Consider the following 23,745-nt stretch of genomic DNA (forward strand, 5'->3'; position numbering starts at 1 on the left):
AAACAAAACTGATACTAAATTTGTATTAGCCTCTAGTAATTTCAACGTAAATACAATGCCTCTAGACAGGCGTGTGCTATGCGTTGACTGCTATATAAAGACGATAAATAAAACTAGGTCTAACACTTATTCGAAAGGTTCTGTCGAGGTAAAGAGCCATATGAGGCATAGATTGGCAAGAACGATGCTTTACAATTCCAATAAATAAATATATGGGTGGCAAGCAGATTTGCAAATTAGCTAGTTGCCACCCCTAAATGAGAATATAGAAAACAAAAATCTGTTTAAAGTTATGTTTTATCATTGATTTTAGATTAATTTCCATAAACGTATCTGCCGCTTTTTCCGTGCCTCTTGTTGTTGTTCGTATAAGGTTTTGATCTGCTGTCATTTCTTCTGTATCTATCAGGTCTTTCACTTGAACCCCTAGCAGATCTAAATCCTGTCTTCCTTTTCGATTTGGCCATCGCCTTTTCGATAGATTCACTCGCGAGATTGGCATACTTGTCTATATGAAGTACGATCTCGTTCATTTTTATTTTATTCTTATTCTCTATCTCTTGGATCAATTCCTCCTCTGAATCGCTGACTATATTAAAGGCTTTTCCGCTTTTTCCCATCCTGGCAGATCTGCCCACTCTATGAACATAAACATCAGTATCCTCCGGCAAATCATAGTTTATTATGGTCTGGATGTCCTTGATATCAATCCCTCTTGCCAGTACATCTGTAGTTACCAAAACCTCTCCATTGACCTTAAAATTGTTCAGGACTCTTTCTCTCCTGTCCTGTGTCAATCCACCATGTATGAGCATTGAGTTAACTCCTGCTTCCTTCAACGCTTCACAGACCAGATCTGCTCCCGATTTTGTCCTGCTAAACACTATAGTTTTGCCAGGATTGTTTTCTTTAAGGTAAGTAAGCAGAGTCTGGAACTTTTTGTTTTTCCTAGTGAGGTAAAATGAGTGGTCTATCGTTTTTACTGTTATCCCATCAGTGCCTCCAATTGATATAAATTCAGGTTCTGTTGTGTGGTTATGTATTGTAGAATTTAATTCTCTAGGTATAGTGGCAGAAAAAAGCATAGTCTGCCTCTCTTTTTTAGTTGCGCTCAGTATCCTATTGACATCTTCTATGAAACCCATATTAAGCATATCATCTGCTTCGTCTATTACTGCATACTTGATATTGTCCAATTTGAGTACTCCCCTATCCATGATATCCAAAAGCCTTCCTGGCGTGCCTATAACTATGTTGCAGCCATTCTTTATACCGTTTATCTGTGGGTTAATTGATACGCCTCCATATACAACCACAGGTTTAAATCTGCGGTCACCCAAATTCTCTATCGCCTTATAAGTTTGCATGGCCAGCTCTCTGGTAGGTGCAAGCACTATCGCTACAGGGTTCCTATAATCCATCCCTGACAGCTTATTCAGGATTGGAAGTACAAATGCGTAAGTCTTGCCGCTTCCTGTTTTAGAGCGCACAACAACGTCTTTTCCTGCCAATATAATAGGTATTGATACTTTCTGTACTTCAGTTGCATCAACTATTCCAATAGCGTTTAATTTATCTACCAATGTTTTTTCTATCCCTAATTCTTCAAATAAGGTCATAAATGCACCAATTTTAAATTGTTAAAATTTATAGAATAAGCCCAATAAAGTTTACCTTCATTAATATAAATCGACTAAAAATCAAGATATAACACTCCGTAATACTTTGAACTTAACTTCTATAAACTAATTTTATATCTAAATATATAAGACTTTCTATTTATACCTAAATAAATAAGCCATCTAAGTAAAGTAATATGAGTGGATTGGAGTACCACTTATTCATTGTCCATCGTCATATATTTGACTGTTGGGATACTGCTTTATACTTTTTCTTTTAAAAATTAATAGATTCATATGACCAGCAGGTTAAGCGCAAAACCAAAAATAAAATCTGATATATATTACTTAGGTTACCAAAAGAACAGCATTTTTGACAATATGGCAATTGATGAGGTTCTTATGGAGCTTGCGGACAAGGAGAATAAATTCTTTTTCAGGCTATACGATTTTAACAAAGACTCAATAATACTGGCATTTTCAGATTCGATGGAAAATGTCAAGGCTGTCGATGGCAATGTCGAGTTAACCCGCAGGCTGAGCGCCGGAAAACCCATTTATATAGATGACAATGTGCTTTCATATAGCTTTATAGGGCCGATGAAAGACAATGGCACATTAAAAAATGGGGAGAGCATACACGATTTCTTTGGAACAATAATAATGGATTCGATAAAATCCATCTCAAACGACCCCGAAAGGCCAAATATAAAACTTGGCAAGGCTTATAGTATAAAAGTAGGGGAAAAGCCAATAGTTGGAAATGGCCAGCACATAAGTTTATCACATTCGTTCATGTATCATGGAATAATAGCGGTCGGTAAATGGAATGCAGAAAAGGTCAACGCTTACTTGAATTTGGTACGCAAGGACTATGAAGCACTCAAAGACCTGCCAAGCATAGAAAGCATAAACAGGGTAAAGGGCCAAAGCATAGAATATTACAAGTCTGAACTTATCAAGCAGATAATAAAAAATATCAATAACCGCTTCAACAGTGTCAAGGAAATAAGCAAAGAAGAATCAAATGAAATAAATAAGATGAAGTTGGAGAAAGTGCCAAAGTACAAGGATATTGGATGGATTGACAGGAAGGATATATTATTAAAGAAAGATTCAAGATTCTGCCTGTTATGGCCGGACTGAACCCAGTGCCAAGGAAGCACAAGAAAAAGGCTTTCTCCGATGCCTTAAAAGTTTATCTTATTAATTTTTTGACCTGGTCTAATTTATCAGATATCTGGCCGTTTAGCTCTTCATCATCGCTCTTATTCTGGCTTAGATAATTTTCTATAGAGTTTACCAGTTCAACAAGATCTTTCCTATTCTCCTCAAGCTGGTTCATTAAGGAGCGGTTTTTGTAAAAAGCATCAAGTGCATCCAGTATCTTTTTGTTCTCTACTGTTTCCTCCCCATTATCCAATTTCGAACTTGTAAATTTTATGAGTTCTACCAGCTCCTCCTTTGATACAGAATCGTAATTTGATTTCATCTTGCCTGCAATCTGACCAAAATTATCGAACGCATATTTCAACTTATCAAAAAGGCTTTTTAAAGATAAAACTGAAATGTTCTGCATTGAAATCAATTATAATGAAACCTCAAAATTAATAAACTTAAACTTAATCATCATCTTAAAATATTAACGGGGCCAAACGATAAATATGGAATCAATAACAAATACGGAACCTTATAGGAAAATTGAGCACCTGTCCAAGCTTAGCGAGGGAGAATTTTTGAAATACTGCTCAAATAATGATATAAAGCCGATTATAAGGGAGTACTGCAGTATGCTTGTCAGGAAAATATCGGAAAAGTTCGGGAAGCCTGTAGAATACAGTTCAATACCAAATTTCCTTTTTGAAAGAGATTTGATAGATCCCTCATTGTACCCCCAGCTTAAGGAAATGCTGTTATTTGTAGATAATTTGGAAAACGAGCCGTTGCCTGAAATATATTACAACTTGATAAGGATACTTGAAACCATAGAAGAGGCATATGAGCAGATAGATCTAAAATTCTCAAAAAAGCGAGATAAGCAGTAGCGGCCAATAAATAAAATTTACAGTTATGAAATAATTAATTTGACAATTGCCAACTTATCTATTTATAAATACAAAATCTAAAAAAAGCTTATGGAAATTTTAATAGCGCTTCTATTATTGCTAGCAGTGTCTATATCATTGGGCAAGCTTCTGGAGAGATTCGGGATAACCGATATAGTAGGGCAGATAATTGCAGGAATGATACTTGGCCCATCCCTGCTAAATATAATCCAGCCCTCTTCATTGCTGTCAGGGATAGCGGAGGTTGCGATATTCTTCATACTGCTTTTCATAGGGATAGAGATAACTACAGAGACATTAACCAACCATATTAAAAGTTCAATAAGGTTTACTTTATCCTCATTTATAATACCTGTAATACTGATGTGCATAGTAAGCATATACCTTCTCAATATCCCAATATCCGAATCTATTATAGCATCGGTTGCAATAGGCGTCCCTTCAATCTCAATAATATCTGTCCTTATATATCGCTATTCTCTGATACATACAGAAGGCGGGCTAAAAATACTATCTGCAGTAATATTCACAGACATAATTGCATTTGTAATACTTGCGGCCGTAATGCAGTCATCCCACTTGCTACTTACAGTGGCAGGCGTGATGATATTTTTGCTCATACTGCTTTACATAGATAGGGAACTTAGGTACCACGGAAGGACCATAAGGCCTTTCTTCAAGAAGCTATTGGATAATAGGAAAGAGGATACAATATTCGCATTGGTTCTGATAATGAGCCTGCTTGTTTCTGCAATACTCCAGGTAATAGGAATAACCTATGTCTTGGGGGCGGTATTTGCGGGAATGCTGATACACAAAACAACAGTAGGAACACGCACTACACAGATGCTTAAGGATACGTTCAGGAGGCTAAATGACAGCTTCTTTATACCAATCTTCTTCAGCATTGCTGGATTGGAGTTCAGGATACCAAGCTCCAAATACATAATACTTCTCGTAATCCTAGTTGGGATAAGCCTTCTGGTTGGAGGGGTAATGAATTACTTCAATGCTAAAAGGCATATCCGCAATATCCCTCCAAGTGAAGTCACAGGAATCCTGGGGAGCAGAGGTGCGGTAGGAATAGTTATCGCTTCACTCGCGTTCCAAAGCAGCATCATAAACAGCCAGATATATGCTATAATATTAGTTGGGACAATAGTGATGTCTTTGATAATGCCGCTTCTGCTATCCAGCGGGAGGGCTAAAAGGCAGGTTGCGGGATCATCTGCTGAAGCTTAACCTTGTCCTTTGTTGAAAAACCTAAGCATGTCATCTTTTAACTCAGGGTAGTCGTTCAGACCATCTCCAAGGTAATTTACCGCAGATCTATACCATTCAGGGACAACAAATTTTATTTTTGACAATGAAGTTAAAAGATCATTCATGCCTATAGGCAGGTTGGGGGTATTTGATTTTATGGACTTCGCCCATACCTCCCTGCTTGAATCCTCGCATATCGATTTTATATCAGAGTGGGATGCGCCTTTTGTAAGCTCTCCGAGTTTGTCAAAATCTATATCATCCGATATTGGCTTCCCCTTGAGATAGCTTTGGAATAACTTTACCCTTATAGGCTTCGTTGGTGGGGGTATGTACATTATATTGCCAAATCTTCCAGACCTTCTAAGCGCAGGATCTATAAGCCAAGGTTCATTGGTTGCCCCAACAACAAGCACCTTATACCCTTTGTCATAAAGGTTGTTCATTTCGCTCAGCATCGTGTTTACCGCCTGCCTCATCCAGGGTGCGTTCCCTGTTTCGTCCCTGCTTACCCCTAAGGCATCAAGCTCATCAAAGAAAAGTATGGAAGGCGAATTCTCTCTCGCGTACTCAAATAAGTTGTGTATATTCTTTTCGGTGTTGCCAACCAAAGCATCGATCACATCCGGTATCTTAACATCTATGAATTTGACCTCCGCTTCCCCTGCAGTCGCCATGACTACATAGGTTTTCCCGCATCCTGGAGGGCCGTAAAGCAGCACCCCGCCTCCCACTTTTATCCCATAACTAGATAGATTGTTCGAATACTTAAGCGGATAAATTATATACTTGCTAAGTTCGTCTTTCTGGTCCTCCATGTCAACCAAGTCAGAATACCTCTCTTTAGGCTTTTCGGCTGAAGCGAAAGAGGTTACCCCCGTGCTATTCGTGTTCATTTCGCCCGAGTAATAATCGTTTTTAGTGCTCTTGAATACAACATTGTAAATCATGTCATAGGACAAATCCTTTATGAAATCCGTCCTCACATCATAGAAAATAGGCATAAGCCTGCTATACTCATTGTTGCCGCCTCTTGCGAATTTCAGCAGTTTATCCACAGTTTCCTGATTGGACTTGTAACCAAGCTGCAGGGCATTTGTAAGATCAGCCATGGCGCGGGCGTTGTCATTTTTTGATACATATATCATTGCTTCTATAAGAAGTTCACTTCCAAGGAACCTTCCTTTCACGTCCTCGGATATTGCATACTTAACCATTGAAAGCGCGTCCTGGACATCACCAGAGCCAAACATGACAAGGCTTGCGATTACATACATGGCAGGTTTTTGATTTATATAGGAAAGCTGGAGATAACTATCAGATGAGCTATTCTGTATTATATCGGTTATAGACTTTACGGAATTTTCATAATCGTTTTCAATAAGGTACGAAGCAGAAAGCATAATTTTTGATATGTCATTCGGATCTATTTTGATAAGCTTAAACGCATAATCCCTCGCCAAAGAGGAATTAAGCTTGTTGATGCCTACGCAGGATGCTATAAACTCTGTCATATACTTATTCGATGCTGAATCCGAAGCGAATCCCTTTTCATATTTCTGGCAGTCTTTAAGGGCTTTATCTAATCTCAAAGTTTTTAAATCCTCAAGGATATCCTCAAATTTTACAGAATCAAACATTATTACCAGATTAAAATAGCAATAAAAATATATAAAATAGTAGCAATTTAAAGCATAGAAGCAGAGGGTGCATCCAGCAATTGCAAGAACCTGCACAAGAATAAACAGCCACCAAAAGCCTTATATATCTGTTATGCTCTACTTATATCCAAGCTAAATTTACTCTAGGTGTTAGGATATCAAACTTGAATAACGCAACCCCTGAAGACATTGACATCTTATTTGTAGTAAATTCTGAAAATTACTTAACTATAAAGTCGCTCATGGAACTATCAGAAGTATCACTGAGCAGATACAAAGTGCTGATCCTGGTTGACAAGCAGGTTAAGATACCATTCAGGAAAATACCTGAAAATGTCGATTTCATAACGGAAGAATCAGTGAATTCAGAAATAATGAAATACAAGCCTAATTATGTAAATGTAATAAATCAGGATACAGGTTTATCAGAACTTTATATGAGCACTATAAGCTATTATAGCGAATACAACTGAAAAAACTAAAAGCTCTATCAGAGCATAGACACTATATTTTTAAGCCTTATTTACAGATAAGGCTCATTTGCAACAGTATAATCCAGAAGCTCATCCTTGTCAAACCATATATAGATCTCCCTGTCCGCATTTTCTTTGTCCTCAGAAGCGTGAACCAGGTTTCTTACTGCCCTGTCCTCCGAATCTGCCTTTGCATATGAATCCGTTCCGAATCTACCTCTTATAGATCCGGGGTCTGCCTTCTTTGGCTCTGTAGAACCTATGATCTTCCTTACTGCATATATGGCTTCGTTCCCTTCCAATGCAATCGCGACAGTCGGCTTTCCAACCAAATAAGAGAGAAGCTTATTCCTCACTTCCTGCCCTATCTCCAGTTCAGTCTTGTCAAGCTTTACACCTTTTTCAGCATACGAAGCCTTTGTCTTTGTTCCAACGCTTACCATCCATTTCTCATCTGCGGCATAATGCTTCTCAACGTTTTCTTTCTTTGGCTTTACCAGTTTTAAGCCAACTACCTTAAGCCCCGACTCCTCAAATATGTTGAGCAGCTTCCCTACCATCTGCCTCTGCACTCCATCTGGCTTTATCAATACTAAAGTTCTTTCTATCATTTCATACACCAATTAATCAAAAACCCTTTAAGCATGGTCATTTAGGTATTATTTATATAGCTTATCAAATAAAGATATATCTGATTACTTTTGTATCTAAACATTTTTAAGTGTCACTATGATAAGGCAGCCTATTATAACGGTCATGGGTCATGTAGACCACGGGAAGACAACGCTTTTGGACAAGATCCGCAGCAGTGCAATCGCTTCAAAGGAAGCGGGCAGAATAACGCAGCACATAGGAGCAAGCGAGGTTCCGCTTTCGGTAATAAATGAAATATGCAAGGACATACCAAATTTCTCTTCATCGAATATGAAGATTCCAGGGCTTCTTTTTATAGATACGCCGGGCCACGAGGCCTTCACCAATTTAAGGAGAAGAGGCGGCAGCATTGCCGATATGGCCATAGTTGTTGTGGACATAACCCAAGGATTCCAACCACAAACAATAGAAGCTATAAACATACTAAAAGAGTATAAGACGCCTTTTGTAGTGGCCGCAAACAAGATAGATCTTCTTACAGGATGGATGTCCAATAAAACCCGCAGTTTTCAGGTTTCTTATGGAAAGCAGAGCAAAACAGTGCAGGATCTCCTTGACAATAAGCTTTACGAATTGGTTGGAAGATTTGGCGAACTGGGATTTAACAGCGAACTGTATAGCAGAGTGTCAAATTTCCAGAATGAGCTTGCAATAGTGCCGGTCAGCGCAAAGACCGGGGAGGGTATAGCAGAGCTTCTTATGGTAGTGTCAGGGCTGTCACAGAGATTCCTTGAGCTAAAGCTTAACATAGAGGTAAATGGCCCAGCAAAAGGCAGCATACTCGAGAAGAAGGAGATTAAGGGGCTTGGGACTACACTGGACGTGATAATATACGATGGAACACTGCATATCAATGATCAAATAGCGTTTGCGGATTCAAACAACGAAGTTAATACTACAAAGGTGAAAGCGCTTTTGAAGCCCAAGCCAATGCATGAGATTGGTGCATCGGCAAGCAAGTTCTATTATGTTGACTCTGTAAGTGCAGCTTCCGGTATTAAAATATCAGCGGTAGGTATAGAGGACGCAATGCCAGGGTCTCCAATAATAGCAGTTACTGGAAACGATGACTATAAAAATATCATAAAATCCGAAATGGCAGACATATTCAAGACGGACAATGCAGGTATAATACTAAAGGCGGATTCTATAGGAAGCCTGGAGGCAATATCAAAGCTGATGTCATCCGAGAATTTCAGGATAAGCAAGAAGGGAATAGGGAATGTGAACAAAAGGGACATAATGGATGCATTTTCAATGTACGGCACCGATCCTCTCTACGCAGTTATAATTGCATTCAATGTATCCATAGACAATGATGCTGAGGAGGAAGCCAAGACTAGCGGAGTAAAAATAATAAGCGAAAATGTAATATACAAGCTGATAGACTCTTATAAGGAGTTTGTAAATCTAAGGACTACCGCAAAGAAAAAGGAAGCGGAGGATAGGATAACTTTCCCATCAAAAATAGAAGTGATAGCCGGAGACTGCTTCAGGGTGTCGCATCCAGCAATATTTGGCATAAAAGTAGAAACCGGAAGAATAAAGCCAGGATTTATAATGATTAACGATTCCGGTATAGTTGTTGGAAAAATCAAGGGCATACAGAACGAAAAGCAGCCGCTCCAAGAAGCAAAGAGAGGGGACGAAATTGCAATGTCAATGGATGAACCCACTTATGGCAGGCAGATACAGGATAACCAGATTCTTTATACAAGGGTGACCAAAGAGATGCAGTTCCTGCTGCAAAATGAATTTTCATACCTCTTGAATGACGATGATAAAAAGACCTTGGAAGAAATAATACGCATAATGAACAAGAACTCCACTAACAGATAGCCAAATAATCTGTCAAATTGGTGCACTTAGCGAAAAGTATTTATAGTTTAATGCTAAATAAAAACTGCTTAAAATATTTAGGTTTAATTTGATTCTCTGTAAATTTTCATTCGTGGGTTTTTAATTTATTGATCTTGACGTACACGAGAAATGAAAAAGCTTAAATATGGATTAGCAAAATATATAATAAGAAGAATATAAGGTGAAATAGATGTCAGATAAACCACACTTGAATCTTATCTTTATAGGCCACGTTGACCACGGTAAGTCAACGACAGTAGGGAGACTGCTTTACGAAACACACGTAATAACAGATAGAGATATAGCGCGTTACAAAGAGCTGACGCAGCAGCTTAACAAGCCAACTTTCGAGTTCGCTTTCGTTATGGACCAGCTCAAGGAAGAGAGGGAAAGAGGTATAACAATAGATATCATGCATAAGGATTTCAATACCGATAAGTACTACTTCACGATAATCGATGCCCCTGGACACAAGGACTTCGTAAAGAACATGATAACAGGCGCAAGCCAAGCAGATGCTGCCGTGTTGGTAGTGAGTGCCGTAAACGGAATTCAGCCTCAGACAAGAGAGCATGCAATATTGGCAAGCGTATTAGGTATCGGACAGATGATAATAGGGATAAACAAGATGGATGCAGCCAACTTCGAACAGGCAAAGTTCGAAGAGACAAAGAAATCCGTACTGGACATGCTTAAATCACTAGGATACCAGAATCTGGACAAGATACAGGTAGTTCCATATTCCGCGTTGACAGGTGACAACGTAGCGGCAAAGTCCGACAAGCTTCCTTGGTACAATGGTGCAACCCTACTTCAGAGCTTGGACAACCTTGTAGTGCCTTCAAAGCCTGTTGACAAGCCACTTAGGCTTCCTATACAGGATGTCTACAACATACCTGGATTTGGTACAGTGCCAGTAGGAAGAGTGGAGACAGGAGTAATGAAGCCAGGAGACTCCATAGTAATAATGCCATCTGGAATAAAGACCGATGTAAAAAGCATTCAGGAGCACTATACAGATTTGCCAAAGGCAGAACCTGGAGACAATGTAGGATTTAATATAAAGGGAGTAGACAGGAAAGATATACACAGGGGAGATGTAGTTGGACCATCAAGCAACCCTCCTGCAGTAATAGCAGATTTCACTGCACTAGTAACAATACTTCACCACCCTAATGTGATAACTAAGGGATACACTCCAGTATTCCATATACACACAGCACAGGTGGCGTGCACCTTTATAGAGCTGTTGGAGAAGAAGGATCCTAAGACAGGAGAAACCTTGGAGAAGAATCCAACCACGATAAAGCAGGGAGATATTGCAATAGTAAAGATAAAGCCAACAAAGCCTCTTTCCGCAGAAAAGTTCAGCGATTTTGCCCCTCTTGGAAGGTTCGCTATAAGAGATATGGGAGAGACAGTCGGAGCAGGAAAAATACTGGACATAACGCCTGCAGCACCTAAAAAGTGATTTTGATGGCAGGAGTCGCAGTAATAAAGTTATCCAGCATATCGGGTTCAGATGCGGACAGCATAATGAACCAGATAAAGTCAATAGCCCAGCAGCTGAACATAAAGGTAAGGGGGCCAATACCATTGCCTACAAAGCACATAATACAAACAACGAGGAAAACACCTGCAGCAGATGGAAGCCATACATTTGAGAGATGGGAGCTGCGCGTCCACAAGAGGATGATCAAGGTTTTCGCAAGCGATCAGGCACTGCACCAGATACTTAGGATAACGGTTCCTGATACAGTTCAGATAGAGATAAGCTTAAGCTAATTGTTTTTGCTTTTGTTTAACTGTCTCTTTCTTATTTTTATTCTAAAAATCGATTTTCAAAAATAAGTAAATATTTAAAAAATCAAATTATTTATTCGTCATCATCCTTTATGGCTGCCTTGACCTTCTTCATCAAGTTTTCATCAATATTGTCTATATGATGTGCTGATTTTGCGTGTGCCGCTATTTTGCCCAAAAGCTCTGCTTCAGAATCACTTTCTGCTTTGAAATCACAGTCCATTCCTATATCTCTGCATGCAAATGTTTTTGTCATTTTATCACATTACTATATTAAATTTAAATTATATAAATTTATGGTAAATGATAAAATTAACTTTATATAACTATTTATCCGTATTTGGCCTTACTCTGTTCTGTTTGCAATAATAACCTAAGAAATAGGAAGTCTGTTGTTAATCCCGGTACTTGAGTTCATCACTCATCATTTCAGGTGTCCATATTGGATCCCAAACAAGCTCAATATTCGCATGTCCTATCCCTGGTATGTTCTCCAGCCTCATTTGGACATCCGCCAGTATCAGGGAGGTTACAGGACACATAGGAGAAGTCATAGTCAACTTTAAATTTATATCATTTTCATCTATCTGTATACCATATATCAACCCAAGGTTAACTATGTCTGCGTCTATCTCCGGATCCCTGCATTGTGACAATGCCTCTAAAACTTCCTTTTTTGTAACCAACCTAACACCTTAAAATCAGAATAAAAATAGAAATAAACAATTAATTTACTCCTTTACCTTCCTAAGCTTTTTATCGACTTCCTCCCAGTTAACTATGTTCCACCATGCATTCACATAGTCTGCCCTTTTGTTCTTGTACTGAAGGTAGTAAGCATGCTCAAACTCATCCATTATCATAAGAACAGGCAGTTCGGCAATGTGGTTCTGGAAATGGTTTTCGAAGGTCATTATCTGCAAATTGCTGTTCTCTGTTTCATAGTAAAGGACTGTCCATCCGGTTCCAGGCAACGAATTTGCTGCTTCATTGAATAGGCCCTTGAACTTGTCAAAGCTCCCATACTGCTTGTTTATCATGTCAGCCAGCTCACCTCCAGGTGTTCCTCCTCCCTTGTTTCCTGGCTCTCCCATGTTATTCCAGTACAATGAGTGAAGCTTGTGGCCGTTTATATTGAAGACCAAACCCCTCATCAATCCCTGCATATCATAATCTCCTGCAGGCAAATCCCCCTTTATTACTTTATTGAATCTGTCAACAAATGTATTGCTGCTGTTTACGTATCCCTTGTGGTGTGCATTGTAGTGCAGATCCATTATGTCCTTGCTAATGTAAGGTTCTAAAGCATCTAGCTTGTATGGCAACTGTGGCAATTCATATTTTTTCAATAATTCCTTTGGTAAGTTTTCTCCTTCCATATTTTCACCACTTATATTTGGTAGAAAATAATTAAAGTATATGCCATATAAATAAGAGACAAAAATAAAATTTTTACAGTTGGTGGAATTCCAATATCCTTGTACTTTGGCACACCCGCTTTACAACAAGGAAGGCTATAAAACAATAAATAAAATAAGTTTATGGCAAAATCAAGCTTATGCCATCTATTCGCTTTTTTGGATCCCTATCATTGCTATATGCGCCAGCATAGCTTGGAGCTGTATCCTTTCATTTGCCCCTTCGACTATTCTGAAATTATAGGAAGCTATGTCAACCATAAGGCGAAGCTTGTCCTTCTCCTTTATATTCATGTTAGGGATCTCCTTGTAGCACTGCAGAAGTATGTCCTCCGCGCTCAATCCATATTGTATCATAAGCTTGTCCAGCTCTTCGGTGGATTTCTCAAATTCTCCATTGAGGGCGAATTTAAGCATGTTAACTATCTCCTTTGGCCTTGCCCTTGCTGCTATCTCGTAAATGTCTGACTCGTCTATCTTATTGCTGCGCATCGCCGCACTCTGCAGCGTATTGGTCAGCTTTCTTAGATCTCCTTCGCTTATGTATATCAAAGCCTCTATTGCGCTGTCAGATATGTCAAGGTTCTCTCCTTTTATTATCCTTTCTATATACTCTTTCATATCTTTCTCGTTCAGGGGCTTGAACCTAAACACCACACATCTGCTCTGGATAGGGTCTATTATCTTGCTTGCATAATTAGCGCTTAATATGAATCTTGTTTCGGATGAGAACTTCTCCATCGTCCTTCTTAATGCATGCTGTGCATCTGTTGTCAATGCATCAGCTTCATCCAAGAATATTATCTTTATAGGAACATCCGCCAATGACAAGGTCCTGGCAAATTCCTTGACCTCTCCTCTTATTACATCAATGCCCCTTGCATCGCTGGCATTCAACTCCTTGAATGCACCTTCGATTCTATCTTTGTAAAGGTCATTTGCTATAGCTATAGCGCATGTGGTTTTTCCTATCCCTGCAGGACCTGCAAATATCATATTAGGAAAATTCCCTGTTTTTACAAAGCTCCTCAGTCTCTTGACTATCTCATTCTGGCCTATGACGTCGTTAAGCGACTTTGGCCTGTATTTTTCAGTCCACGGTAAATCTAAATTATCCATAATATGACCTCCACTGTATAAAACTTCCAAAGGCCCTAGAGGGCCCGATTCAGCTTATTACTTGAAAGAAAGATCTGAGGATTCAGCTGACGCTTCCTCACTGTCTTTTTTCGAAGTAGATACTAGAACAACGTCCCCGATATTTTTTATGTTTTTGAATAAAACGCTCTTATCCTTCAATATAGCCTGTATATTGTCTTCAGAGACATTTGACCATCCTATCATGAGCAACCTGCCTACTTCTCCATGCTCCAAATCTACTATCGCATCCTTGACATTTCCCAAGAACTGCCCGCCATCGCTATAGACGTCCATATCGTATACATCAGAAAGCTTCATTGTACCACAGATAAGATTTATGTTGAATAAGTTTAAATGTTTTGTTATATTCTTGGCAATAACACAATGTTTTTAATACTACCAAATTCCAAATTTTATTATAGGAAGTAAGGTTTTAGGCATAATTTAAGATAGAAAATAATTTCCTTCCTTAAAGTAAATTTACCGAAAGCTTTAAATATCTATTTGTTATTATCCATAATATGCAGAAAAGTTTATAAATGTTTTGTAAAATTTAAATTTCGTGTTTCTGCTTTCTAAAGTAACAAGGGGATGCAATATGGCCAATGAAATAAATAAAGATGAAAACAACGAAAAGATATCGAAGAAAAGGGGAAGGCCAAAAGGAAGCCATTCGCTTACAGCGAAGGAGCTTTCCGATGAAGAAGCAGTGACGGCCGGCCCTATAAAGGTATGCCCCAGCTGTGGCAGTACCGATATACTGTATGATAGCGAGCGTGGAGAACTTGTATGCAACAACTGCGGATTAGTAATAGAAGATGAAATAACTGATACCGGCCCCGAATGGAGAGCTTTCGATTCAGACCAAAGGAATTCAAGGTCAAGGACAGGAGCCCCTATGAAGTACACAAGGCCAAACAAGGGATTAGTGACAGAGATAGACCTTTACAATAAAGATATAAGAGGAGTAAGAATACCATCCAAAAGACAGGCACAGCTTTACAGGATGAGGAAATGGCACAAGAGGGCCAGCATAGCAAGCTCAAGCGAAAGGAACTACCTTATTGCGCTTCCAGAGCTTACCCGTGTGTCAAGCTACCTTGGATTGCCTGAGAACATCAGGGAGCAGGCTGCATTGATGTACAGGAAATGCGTACAAAACAACCTTATAAGAGGAAGGCCTATAGAAACAGTGGTCCAGGCAGTTATATATGCGTCTTGCAGGAAAGCCGGAATGCCAAGGACCCTTGACGAGATAGCAAATATATCAGGATTGCCTAAAAAAGAGATAGGCAGGGCATACAGGGCAATATCCCATGAGCTTAACCTCAAGATACCTCTTACCGATCCAATAAGCTATGTGCCGAGGTACATAAACTCATTGAAGCTTAGCGGCGAGGCACAGGAAAAAGCCATAGAATTGCTGAAAGAAGCAATGAAGAAAGGCCTGGTGTCGGGCAGAAGCCCAACAGGGGTCAGCGCGGCTGCAGTATACATAGCAGGCGCACTTGCCGGAGAGCGCAGGACCCAGAAGGAAGTTGCGGACGTAGCAGGAGTTACAGAAGTGACTATAAGGAACAGGTACAGGGAATTGAAAGAGCAGCTAAACATAGATGTAAATCTTTGATTTTTGCATCTATGCCTTCCCTGATCTAAAATTAGGGAAGGAGTGTCTGCTAGGTAATTTTTATAGATTAGGGTTATAGTGGTAGTTTTATGCTGAGATCACATGCATCAAAGGCCGTTTTTGCAGCCGTACTGCTTTTGCTTATAATATTTCTAGCTTACGCCTACGGATCCGAAAGGCTTTATGGAGGGCCATCAGTGAATACAAGCATATATTCAGTGAATAACATAAACAACTTCAGCGAGGTTTACAATACGACATTGAAATATGTGACATTGGTGAACAAAAGCAGCTACATAGTGTTTTATCCAAACCTTAAAGGCGCATACGCAAATCTCTCCAAGGCAAAGAACTTGTCAAAAGAGAACCCTGCAGTGGCATACAGCCTTCTGGAAGATTCATACAAATCCGCAAGCCTGCAACTCAAGAGGATAGGCACTTATCGTCTGCCAACCCTTATAATACTAATAGTTTTGACAGCATTAAGCTCGCTGTACCTTTATTATCTTATGGAGCCAGTCAAGAGGCAGCCTAAGCAAAAGCCCTATGCAGATGTTAAAAAAGAGAAGGGTGAAAAGCCAAGGAAAGCAGCAAGCCATCGTAAAAATATGGCAAAAAGAGGAAAGAAAGGGGCAAAGAGGACAAAGAAATGAAATTTGCACTTTTTTGCCTAATTACGTTTTTTAACGAAAAATCCTGATTTTTGTATAATAAGCTTAAATATGTTTGGCAATTTAATATACTATGGATATGGAGTGGTGTAGATGAAATACTTGAAGGATAGAGTGGAAGAAGGAATGGAATTGGACCTTAAAGTAAACGCAAAGGATCCAAGAGGGGAAGGCATAGGTAGAGTAGGAGACTATGTAATTTTCATAAAGAACGCAAAGACCCGTGTTGGAGCCAGCTACAAGGTAAAAGTGGTAAAGGTAAACAGAACCTTTGGATATGCACAGCTTGTAGATAACGACAAGCAGTTCTTCGGAAATGGAAGCCTGTTGGAACTTTAATTTTTTTATTTTAAACTTTAATTACCTGAATTTTTAAGCATAATTTTTATATTTTAGTTATGTTATCCTATAGATTTTTATTTTAAAAGCTATTTTAGTTTAAACCAGAGGTATATACTATGGACGAAAAAGCATTAATCAAATACATGAAGGGAACAACGACAGTTGGAATTATATGCAAGGATGGAGTAGTGCTTGGCGCTGATTCTAGGGCTACTATGGACACATTTATTGCCAGTAAAGAAGCGAGGAAGGTATGGCAGATAGATGAGAACATAGGAATGACAATAGCTGGAGGAGTAGGAGATGCAGAGGAAATAATAAGGGTAATAAAGATACAGAATGAGATTTATAAGATGAATGAGAACAAGATGATGTCCCCTAAAGTCGTAACCAATCTTCTTTCAATAATATTGCAGCAGAACAAGATGATGCCATTTATGGTACAGCTCATCGTCGGAGGAGTTGATAGCGAAGGCAAGCCTCAATTATTCAATCTTGATCCAGTAGGAGGATACACCGATGAATCCAAATTCACATCCACAGGAAGCGGATCTCTCGAAGCGCTGGGTTACCTGGAGGATGCTTACAAGGACAATCTTACAGTCAAGGATGGAATCAGGATTGCGAAGAGGGCTGTTTCAATAGCAATGAGCAGGGATTCAGCAACAGGAAACAATATAGCGATAGCCGCGATCACAAAGAACGGGTACAAGGAGTACAGCGGCAAGGAGCTTGAGAAAGAGGTTTCTTCATCAAAATAATTTTTCTTTTTATTTTAGAATATTCTTTTTTTACAGATATAAATTAAAAATAAATTAATAAGTAGTGATTTTTTGGAAGACCAAGTCAAAAAAGAGGATCAGTCAAAGATAAAAGCAACAGAAATTTTCAACCAGATAAAGAGCATGCTGCCCGCATCAGCAGATTACGTTAAGGCAGAGTTTGAAGGGCCAGACATAGTAGTGATAGTAAAGAACATCAAGGCAGTCTATAACGACGAATCAATTGTTAGGAATATAGCGTCACTGATAAAGAAGAAGCTAATTATACGCTCGGACAGTTCAGTCCTTATGAATCCGGAGCAGGCATTGGAGAGGATTAAGGAGTTAATACCAAAGGAGGCAGGGATTACAAGCATAAAGTTCGTTCCAGAATTTGCGGAGGTTTACATAGAATCATTGAAGCCAGGCCTTGTAATAGGCAAGGAGGGATCAACGATAAAAAGCATAGTAAACGATACAAAGTGGTCTCCAAAAATACTGAGATCCCCAACGATGAACAGCGACACGATAAAGGGGGTTAGGCAGCTGCTTTACAACGAAAGCGCATTTAGAAAGAAGTTCCTGCTCGGCGTAGGAAAGAAAATAAATAACGTGCTGATGAAGAGCGAATGGCTTAAGGCAACGGCTTTGGGGGGATTCAGGGAGGTAGGAAGGAGCAGCCTTCTGCTGGAAACACCGAATTCAAAAGTGATAATCGACTGCGGAATAAGCCCGGAGCCTGGTATAAAAGGGCTTGATGCAAATGCTGGATCGGAGGGCAACAAGGCATTCCCTTACCTGGACAGCGCCAACATAACGATGAATGACATAGACGCGGTCATACTTACGCACGGCCACATGGATCATATAGGATTCGTGCCATACCTATTCAAGTACGGCTACGATGGGCCTGTATACTGCACCCCTCCAACAAGGGATCTTGCAGCTCTTCTTCTTAACGATTACACAAGGCTGGTAGCCCATAGCGGAGGAACGCCTTTGTATGACGAGAAGGATATAAGGAAGATGCTTACGCATATGATAACAAGGGATTACAAAGAGGTAACGAATGTAACAGATGAGCTTAAGCTGACTTACCACAACGCAGGGCATATATTGGGAAGCGCAACGGTGCACCTTCATTACGGGGAAGGAATGTACAATATAGTGCACAGCGGTGATATGAAATACGGCTTCACAAGGCTATTTGACCCTGCCGCCACTGATTACCCAAGGATAGATGCGTTCTTCACGGAAAGCACTTACGGAGGGCCTCATGACATAACCCAGGACAGGCACGATTCAGAAAAGAACCTTATGTCGATCATAAAGAAGACTACGGACAATGGGGGAAAAGTGCTTATACCCCTCTTTGCAGTGGGAAGAAGCCAGGAGATACAGCTTGTCATAGAGTCCTACTTCAAGAGCTACGGACTGGATGTTCCGGTTTATCTAGACGGAATGATAATAGAGGCAAATGCTATACACACCGCCTATCCAGAATACCTAAAGGAAGGGCTTAGGAGGAAGATACTAAACAACAACTCGCCTTTCGAAAGTGAGATATTCGAAGTTATAAAGGGAGAGCGCGAAAACGTTATAGACGCGCAGGGCCCAGCAATAATACTCGCAAGCGGAGGAATGCTGAACGGAGGTGCGAGCGTAGAGTACTTCAGGAGGCTTGCAGGCGATGAGAGGAACTCGTTAATCTTTGTCGGTTACAACAGCGCAAACTCCTTAGGAAGGAAGATACAGAATGGTGTGAAAGAGGTCCCTCTGCCCGACCCTGATGGGAGATTCGTGCCTACGGAAGTCAAGATGGGCGTCAATGTAGTGGAAGGATTCTCAGGCCACAGCGACAGGAGGCAGCTGATGGATTTCGCAAAGCACCTAACCGTAAGGCCAAAGAACGTGTTCACAATGCATGGAGAGGAATCCAAATGCGTTGACCTGGCGGACACCCTTGGAAGGGCACTTCATGCGAATGCAAGGGCACCTATGAATCTGGACACGATACGCCTCAAATGAACTAATAGGATAAGTGGAAGGCATTGGGAATCGCCCTGTCCTTATAGGCAGGGCTTCTGCCATGTCTATTTTTGGATATTATTTTTAGCAATCGTCTTTTACGAGCCTGCCTAATATTTTCATTATGCTCAGCATTATCGCAAGAATCCCCCTATTTCAGGATCCTTGATATCTTTCAAAATGGTCCAGATACAATTAACTTTTTTATAAATCTTTATCTTTACAACACTTAAGCCCCAAGCAATACAGAATTGGAAGCGAACTACAGTCTTGTGGCATCAGCCATATATGGCCTCGCAGGCGCAGGCATAGGCGATGTAGCCAATCCAGCAATTACCTATGTGCTTTCAGGCGGACAGGCAACATCCTTGCCTTATCTGGAGATTGTTAAGATAAATAGCCAAACCTACAGTGACTACAAGAAGCTTCTTTTACATTTTGGAAATGCATTCCTTAATAAATACGAAGACGAACGCAGGAGGAATCTCTTCATAATGACCATGGCCAAGAAGGGGTACTATAAAGCGATTGAAGATCAACTTAAAGAGCTGTGCTTTGTCGAGATAGAAAAGATTTTTAACAAGGTGCAGGAATTAAAAGGCAGGCTCATAGATATAACAGATAATATACCATATTAGGAAAGTTGGTACTGAATTGCCTAAAATTGCAATTATGGATAAGATTACGATAAAAATAGTTATGCCTAAGAATAAAAATAAACGATTTAATGCAAAAGTTATTTATTTATTTGTTTTAAAATAATTAATTGCTGCCGGTGAACTACTTGTCTTCTAATCCAATTTTAGTTGAAAAACATGTAATATTGAGCGATAGCGAAGCTGATGAAGTGCTCAAAAAATTTAAGATTACTCCTGATAAATTGCCAAAGATCTACGATGACGATCCACAAATTCTGAAAGTAAAGGGCAAGCCAGGGCAAATAGTCGCAATTGACAGAGACGACGACGGCAAAAAGTATACATATTACAGGCTTATAATCAAGAAAGGCAGCATATAATCCCTGTAGTTTTAAGTAGGTTGGTACAATGTATAATGAACACGAAATTCTCGAGTCTTACCTTAAGTCTACATCCATAGCCCAGCAGCAGATAGATAGCTATAATAGATTTATAAGCATAGGCATAGGCAAAGTAATAGAAGCCAATTCGTTGGTAGAACCAGATGTCGCTGATTTTGCGATAAAATTCAAAGGCATACGTTTGGAAACACCTATGGTAATAGAGTCGGACAGTTCAATAAAGAAGATTTATCCACACGAGGCGCTTGCAAGAAACCTTACATACTCCGCTCCGATGTACCTTACATATGTTCCAGTGATAAGTGGAATAGAGAAGCTTGATTCACAAGATGAAGCGTATGTAGGCGAATTGCCCATAATGGTAAAGAGCAACTTATGCTACACAAAGAATATGTCAAGGAACCAGCTGGCAATGGACCACGAGGATCCTGATGACCCTGGCGGTTATTTCATAATTAAAGGCACTGAGAGAGTACTAGTAGGGATAGAGGACCTTGCACCTAACAGGATGTTTACCTCAAAAGAAAAAGATATGTATTCGACCAGGATTTTCTCAACTACTCTCAGCTTCCGCTCAAAATGCACGGTAAACAGGGACGAATATGGGATATACACTCTATTGTTCCCAACACTGTCAAAGGGCATTGACCTGATTTTGGTACTGCACGCATTGGGGTTGTCCAATGACGAGATACTGGCATCAGTGTCGAATGCAGATGTAAAAAATGACCTAATGGTAAACATAGATGTGAGTGAGTCAAAGGACCTATCGCAGAAAGAAGCCATAACCAAATTGGGAAAGGACACCGCGCCCAACCAAGCAGCGTCTTATCAGGAAAAAAGGGCGGAGATGCAGCTTGACACCTATATACTTCCGCATCTTGGCTCCGCTCCAGAAGTAAGGAAAGAGAAAGGACTGTTCCTTCTCAAAATGGCAGAGCGCTCGTCACTGCTTGCCTACAAGTACATAAAGCAGGATGACAGAGACCACTATGCCAACAAAAGGATTCGCCTTGCAGGCGACATGATGGAAGAGCTGTTCAACACTGCATTCAGGGCTTTCGTCAAGGACGTGAAGTACCATATAGAGCGCACGACAGCGAGAGGAAGGAAGTTGACGGTAAAAACGAACATCAACCCTGACAGCCTTACGGACAAGATATTATACTCAATGAGCACAGGATCATGGCCTGCAGGGCAGACAGGAGTATCGCAGGTGCTTGACAGGATGAACATAATGAGCACATTTGCGCATATAAGGAGAGTAAAATCCCCCCTGGCAAAGAAGCATCCTCACTTCAAGGCAAGAGACGTACACGGGACGACGATAGGAAAGATATGTCCTAGCGAAAGCCCAGAAGGTGGTGAGGTAGGGCTTACAAAATACCTTGCTGTAATGTCAAAGGTAACTGTGGGTGCCGATGAGAATTTCCTGCAGAATAAGCTGAAAGAAATGAAATTAATCTGATGGTGATATATTGCCAAGTAAAAATAATGCCTCTGTAAATGAAAAATGCCCAGTTTACCTGGACGGCAAATTAATCTCTTATGTAAAGGACGGTAGCGAATTTGTAAAAGAGATAAGAAAGAACAGGAGAATGGGATTGATATCAAACGAAGTTAATGTCTACTACAATGCCAAGATCAATGAAGTACATGTAAATGCAGATAACGGAAGAGTAAGGAAGCCCTACATAATCGTGAGTAACGGCAAAAGCCTTTACACTCCGGAGCTCAAGGAAAAGCTTAAAAAAGGAGAGATAGATTTCAATTACCTAGTCCATCACGGAGTGATAGAGTACTTGGACGCAGAGGAAGAAGAGAACATATACTGTGCCCTTTCAGAAAAAGACATAACGGAAGATACCACGCATCTTGAAATAGAGCCTTCGATAATGTTCGGAGTTACAGTAAGCAGCAGCGTTTTCCCTGAATTCAACAATGTAGGAAGGCACCCAATAGCATGGAACTTCATGAAGCAGTCGCAGGGTTTTTACGCAACGAACTTCAATTACCGGTACGATGCAAGAGCATTTCTGATGTATTACCCTCAAGAGCCTCTGGTAACGAGTTCCGCATACCGCTCATTGAACCTGAGCAAGCACCCTGCAGGCCAGAATTTCGTGGTGGCATTGAGCACCTATTATGGTTATAACATAAAAGACGCATTAGTCCTAAACAAGGCTTCTGTGAACAGAGGTTTGGGAAGAAGTGTATTCTTCAGGACTTACTCTGACGAAGAGATAAGATATCCTGGAGGCCAGCAGGACAAGTTTGTAATACCTCCAGCAACATCGGAAGGTTATAGGGGAGAGCATGTCTATGCAAAGCTTGGAGAAGATGGGATAGTAGAGCCTGAAGTTGATGTCGAGGAAGGAGACGTTATAATAGGAAAGGTATCCCCTCCAAGATTCCTGGAGGAGCAGACGAGCTATGGTGTCAGCGAAGAAAGAGTGAGAGACAATTCAGCCGAACTGAGGTCTGGTGAGTCCGGAGTGGTAGACAGCGTATTGCTGAGCGAGAGTCCAGGAGCCACAAAAATAGTTAAAGTGAGGATAAGGGGCATAAAGACGCCCGAGGCTGGAGACAAGTTTGCAAGCAGGCAGTCGCAGAAAGGGGTAACAGCATTGCTGGTACCTCAGGAGGATATGCCATTTACAAAAGACGGGATAATACCTGATCTTCTTCTTAATCCAAACAGCTTGCCTAATAGAATGACATACGGGCACATGCTTGAGATGCTTGCCGGAAAGGCAGGATCATTAGAGGGTAAGAAGTTTGATGGAACCGCCTTTAGTGCAAATGGGTCTGACTTGGTGAAGGAATACGGCCGTATATTGCAGTCCCATGGGTTTGAGGAGTACGGGGACGAAGAGTTTTACGATGGAAGGACAGGAAAGAAGTTCGATGCGAAGCTGTTCACTGGAGTGGTATACTTCCAGAGGCTATGGCATATGGTAAGCCTGAAGATACAGGTAAGGAGCAGAGGGCCTGTCCAGATATTGACAAGGCAGCCTACGGAGGGCAAGCCTCGTAAGGGAGGGCTGAAGTTCGGAGAGATGGAACGTGAAGCCATAATAGGCTATGGCGCCAGCTTGGTCCTAAAAGAGAGGATGCTGGACCAAAGCGACAAGGCCCCTGTATGGATATGCAAGAGCTGCGGAGATCTTGGTTATTTTGATTACATAAAGAATACTGCGGTATGCCCAACATGCGGCAGCAGCGACCTTGAAGAAGTTGAGATAAGCTATGCATTCAAGCTGCTCATAGATGAGCTCAAGTCGATGCACATACTGCCAAGGATAAAATTGAAAGGTTGA

25 protein-coding genes are annotated in these 23,745 nt (G+C 40.5%); 16 read left to right on the top strand and 9 right to left on the bottom strand.

Annotated features, from left to right (window positions below; all coding sequences use genetic code 11):
- Positions 1-314: 314 nt before the first annotated feature.
- Positions 315-1,619, bottom strand: coding sequence for a DEAD/DEAH box helicase (locus tag Mia14_RS01050; protein WP_088819713.1), 1,305 nt, complete (start codon positions 1,617-1,619; stop codon positions 315-317).
- A gap of 381 nt (positions 1,620-2,000) precedes the next feature.
- Between Mia14_RS01050 and Mia14_RS01055 the strand changes: the two genes are divergently transcribed.
- A complete protein-coding gene (locus Mia14_RS01055) occupies positions 2,001-2,765 on the top strand; it encodes a lipoate--protein ligase family protein (protein ID WP_124216866.1) in 765 nt (254 codons plus the stop codon).
- A 52-nt stretch (positions 2,766-2,817) separates the two neighbouring features.
- On the opposite strand, the gene Mia14_RS01060 is transcribed toward Mia14_RS01055, so the two are convergent.
- Positions 2,818-3,198, bottom strand: coding sequence for a hypothetical protein (locus Mia14_RS01060; RefSeq protein ID WP_088819715.1), 381 nt, complete (start codon positions 3,196-3,198; stop codon positions 2,818-2,820).
- 85 nt (positions 3,199-3,283) lie between these two features.
- Here Mia14_RS01060 and Mia14_RS01065 point away from each other — a divergent pair, with 85 nt between their 5' ends.
- Together Mia14_RS01065 and Mia14_RS01070 are read left to right on the top strand one after the other, a co-directional pair.
- On the top strand, positions 3,284-3,664 hold the full coding sequence (locus Mia14_RS01065; protein ID WP_088819716.1) for a hypothetical protein: 381 nt from the start codon (positions 3,284-3,286) through the stop codon (positions 3,662-3,664).
- A gap of 90 nt (positions 3,665-3,754) precedes the next feature.
- Positions 3,755-4,927 carry a cation:proton antiporter gene (locus Mia14_RS01070; protein WP_088819717.1) on the top strand — a complete coding sequence of 391 codons (1,173 nt, stop codon included), beginning with the start codon at positions 3,755-3,757 and terminating at the stop codon, positions 4,925-4,927.
- Here Mia14_RS01070 and Mia14_RS01075 read toward each other — a convergent pair.
- Positions 4,924-6,588 carry an ATP-binding protein gene (locus Mia14_RS01075; protein WP_088819718.1) on the bottom strand — a complete coding sequence of 555 codons (1,665 nt, stop codon included), beginning with the start codon at positions 6,586-6,588 and terminating at the stop codon, positions 4,924-4,926. The two genes, Mia14_RS01070 and Mia14_RS01075, sit on opposite strands and share 4 nt — an antisense overlap.
- Before the next feature lie 185 nt (positions 6,589-6,773).
- Here Mia14_RS01075 and Mia14_RS01080 point away from each other — a divergent pair, with 185 nt between their 5' ends.
- Positions 6,774-7,082, top strand: coding sequence for a hypothetical protein (locus Mia14_RS01080; protein ID WP_088819719.1), 309 nt, complete (start codon positions 6,774-6,776; stop codon positions 7,080-7,082).
- Positions 7,083-7,132: 50 nt separating this feature from the next.
- Here the strand turns inward: Mia14_RS01080 and Mia14_RS01085 are convergent, their stop codons facing one another.
- Positions 7,133-7,693 (bottom strand): nucleoside-diphosphate kinase, encoded by a 561-nt coding sequence (locus Mia14_RS01085; protein WP_088819720.1) that lies wholly within the window; start codon positions 7,691-7,693, stop codon positions 7,133-7,135.
- Between the two features lie 118 nt (positions 7,694-7,811).
- On the opposite strand from Mia14_RS01085, the gene infB reads away from it, so the two are divergent.
- The 3 genes from infB (at position 7,812) to rpsJ (ending at position 11,381) form a co-directional block, all read left to right on the top strand.
- The gene (gene infB, locus Mia14_RS01090) at positions 7,812-9,575 is read left to right on the top strand and encodes a translation initiation factor IF-2 (RefSeq protein WP_088819721.1); all 1,764 of its coding nucleotides are present in this window, start codon (positions 7,812-7,814) and stop codon (positions 9,573-9,575) included.
- Positions 9,576-9,786: 211 nt separating this feature from the next.
- Entirely contained in the window at positions 9,787-11,067 is a 1,281-nt protein-coding gene (gene tuf, locus Mia14_RS01095; RefSeq protein WP_088819722.1) for a translation elongation factor EF-1 subunit alpha, read from the top strand.
- A gap of 5 nt (positions 11,068-11,072) precedes the next feature.
- Positions 11,073-11,381, top strand: coding sequence for a 30S ribosomal protein S10 (gene rpsJ / locus Mia14_RS01100; protein WP_088819723.1), 309 nt, complete (start codon positions 11,073-11,075; stop codon positions 11,379-11,381).
- 91 nt (positions 11,382-11,472) lie between these two features.
- Here rpsJ and Mia14_RS01105 read toward each other — a convergent pair whose 3' ends face one another.
- The 5 genes from Mia14_RS01105 to Mia14_RS01125 form a co-directional block, all read right to left on the bottom strand.
- Positions 11,473-11,655 (bottom strand): DUF1059 domain-containing protein, encoded by a 183-nt coding sequence (locus Mia14_RS01105; protein WP_088819724.1) that lies wholly within the window; start codon positions 11,653-11,655, stop codon positions 11,473-11,475.
- A 139-nt stretch (positions 11,656-11,794) separates the two neighbouring features.
- Positions 11,795-12,085 (bottom strand): metal-sulfur cluster assembly factor, encoded by a 291-nt coding sequence (locus Mia14_RS01110; RefSeq protein WP_088819725.1) that lies wholly within the window; start codon positions 12,083-12,085, stop codon positions 11,795-11,797.
- Between the two features lie 45 nt (positions 12,086-12,130).
- Positions 12,131-12,778: a superoxide dismutase gene (locus tag Mia14_RS01115; protein ID WP_088819726.1), complete on the bottom strand. Its 648-nt coding sequence runs from the start codon at positions 12,776-12,778 to the stop codon at positions 12,131-12,133.
- A 186-nt stretch (positions 12,779-12,964) separates the two neighbouring features.
- Complete coding sequence (locus tag Mia14_RS01120) at positions 12,965-13,936, bottom strand: replication factor C small subunit (RefSeq protein ID WP_088819727.1); 972 nt, start codon at positions 13,934-13,936, stop codon at positions 12,965-12,967.
- A gap of 57 nt (positions 13,937-13,993) precedes the next feature.
- A complete protein-coding gene (locus Mia14_RS01125) occupies positions 13,994-14,275 on the bottom strand; it encodes a PRC-barrel domain-containing protein (protein ID WP_088819728.1) in 282 nt (93 codons plus the stop codon).
- A gap of 280 nt (positions 14,276-14,555) precedes the next feature.
- Here Mia14_RS01125 and Mia14_RS01130 point away from each other — a divergent pair, with 280 nt between their 5' ends.
- The 9 genes from Mia14_RS01130 (at position 14,556) to rpoB (ending at position 23,745) form a co-directional block, all read left to right on the top strand.
- Entirely contained in the window at positions 14,556-15,584 is a 1,029-nt protein-coding gene (locus Mia14_RS01130) for a transcription initiation factor IIB (RefSeq protein ID WP_088819729.1), read from the top strand.
- Between the two features lie 89 nt (positions 15,585-15,673).
- Positions 15,674-16,237, top strand: coding sequence for a hypothetical protein (locus tag Mia14_RS01135; RefSeq protein ID WP_088819730.1), 564 nt, complete (start codon positions 15,674-15,676; stop codon positions 16,235-16,237).
- Between the two features lie 111 nt (positions 16,238-16,348).
- The gene (locus tag Mia14_RS01140) at positions 16,349-16,594 is read left to right on the top strand and encodes a TRAM domain-containing protein (RefSeq protein WP_088819731.1); all 246 of its coding nucleotides are present in this window, start codon (positions 16,349-16,351) and stop codon (positions 16,592-16,594) included.
- Positions 16,595-16,713: 119 nt separating this feature from the next.
- Complete coding sequence (psmB, locus tag Mia14_RS01145) at positions 16,714-17,358, top strand: archaeal proteasome endopeptidase complex subunit beta (protein ID WP_088819732.1); 645 nt, start codon at positions 16,714-16,716, stop codon at positions 17,356-17,358.
- A 72-nt stretch (positions 17,359-17,430) separates the two neighbouring features.
- Positions 17,431-19,386, top strand: a complete 1,956-nt coding sequence (locus Mia14_RS01150; protein ID WP_088819733.1) for a beta-CASP ribonuclease aCPSF1 — start codon at positions 17,431-17,433, stop codon at positions 19,384-19,386.
- Positions 19,387-19,637: 251 nt separating this feature from the next.
- Positions 19,638-20,024, top strand: coding sequence for a hypothetical protein (locus Mia14_RS01155; protein WP_088819734.1), 387 nt, complete (start codon positions 19,638-19,640; stop codon positions 20,022-20,024).
- 146 nt (positions 20,025-20,170) lie between these two features.
- The gene (locus tag Mia14_RS01160) at positions 20,171-20,404 is read left to right on the top strand and encodes a DNA-directed RNA polymerase subunit RpoH/Rpb5 C-terminal domain-containing protein (RefSeq protein ID WP_232780224.1); all 234 of its coding nucleotides are present in this window, start codon (positions 20,171-20,173) and stop codon (positions 20,402-20,404) included.
- A 28-nt stretch (positions 20,405-20,432) separates the two neighbouring features.
- Positions 20,433-21,893: a DNA-directed RNA polymerase subunit B'' gene (locus Mia14_RS01165; protein ID WP_088819735.1), complete on the top strand. Its 1,461-nt coding sequence runs from the start codon at positions 20,433-20,435 to the stop codon at positions 21,891-21,893.
- A gap of 10 nt (positions 21,894-21,903) precedes the next feature.
- Positions 21,904-23,745, top strand: coding sequence for a DNA-directed RNA polymerase subunit B (rpoB, locus tag Mia14_RS01170; protein ID WP_088819736.1), 1,842 nt, complete (start codon positions 21,904-21,906; stop codon positions 23,743-23,745).

The sequence above is a fragment of the Candidatus Mancarchaeum acidiphilum genome (assembly GCF_002214165.1).
Taxonomy (GTDB): Archaea; Micrarchaeota; Micrarchaeia; order Micrarchaeales; family Micrarchaeaceae; genus Mancarchaeum; species Mancarchaeum acidiphilum.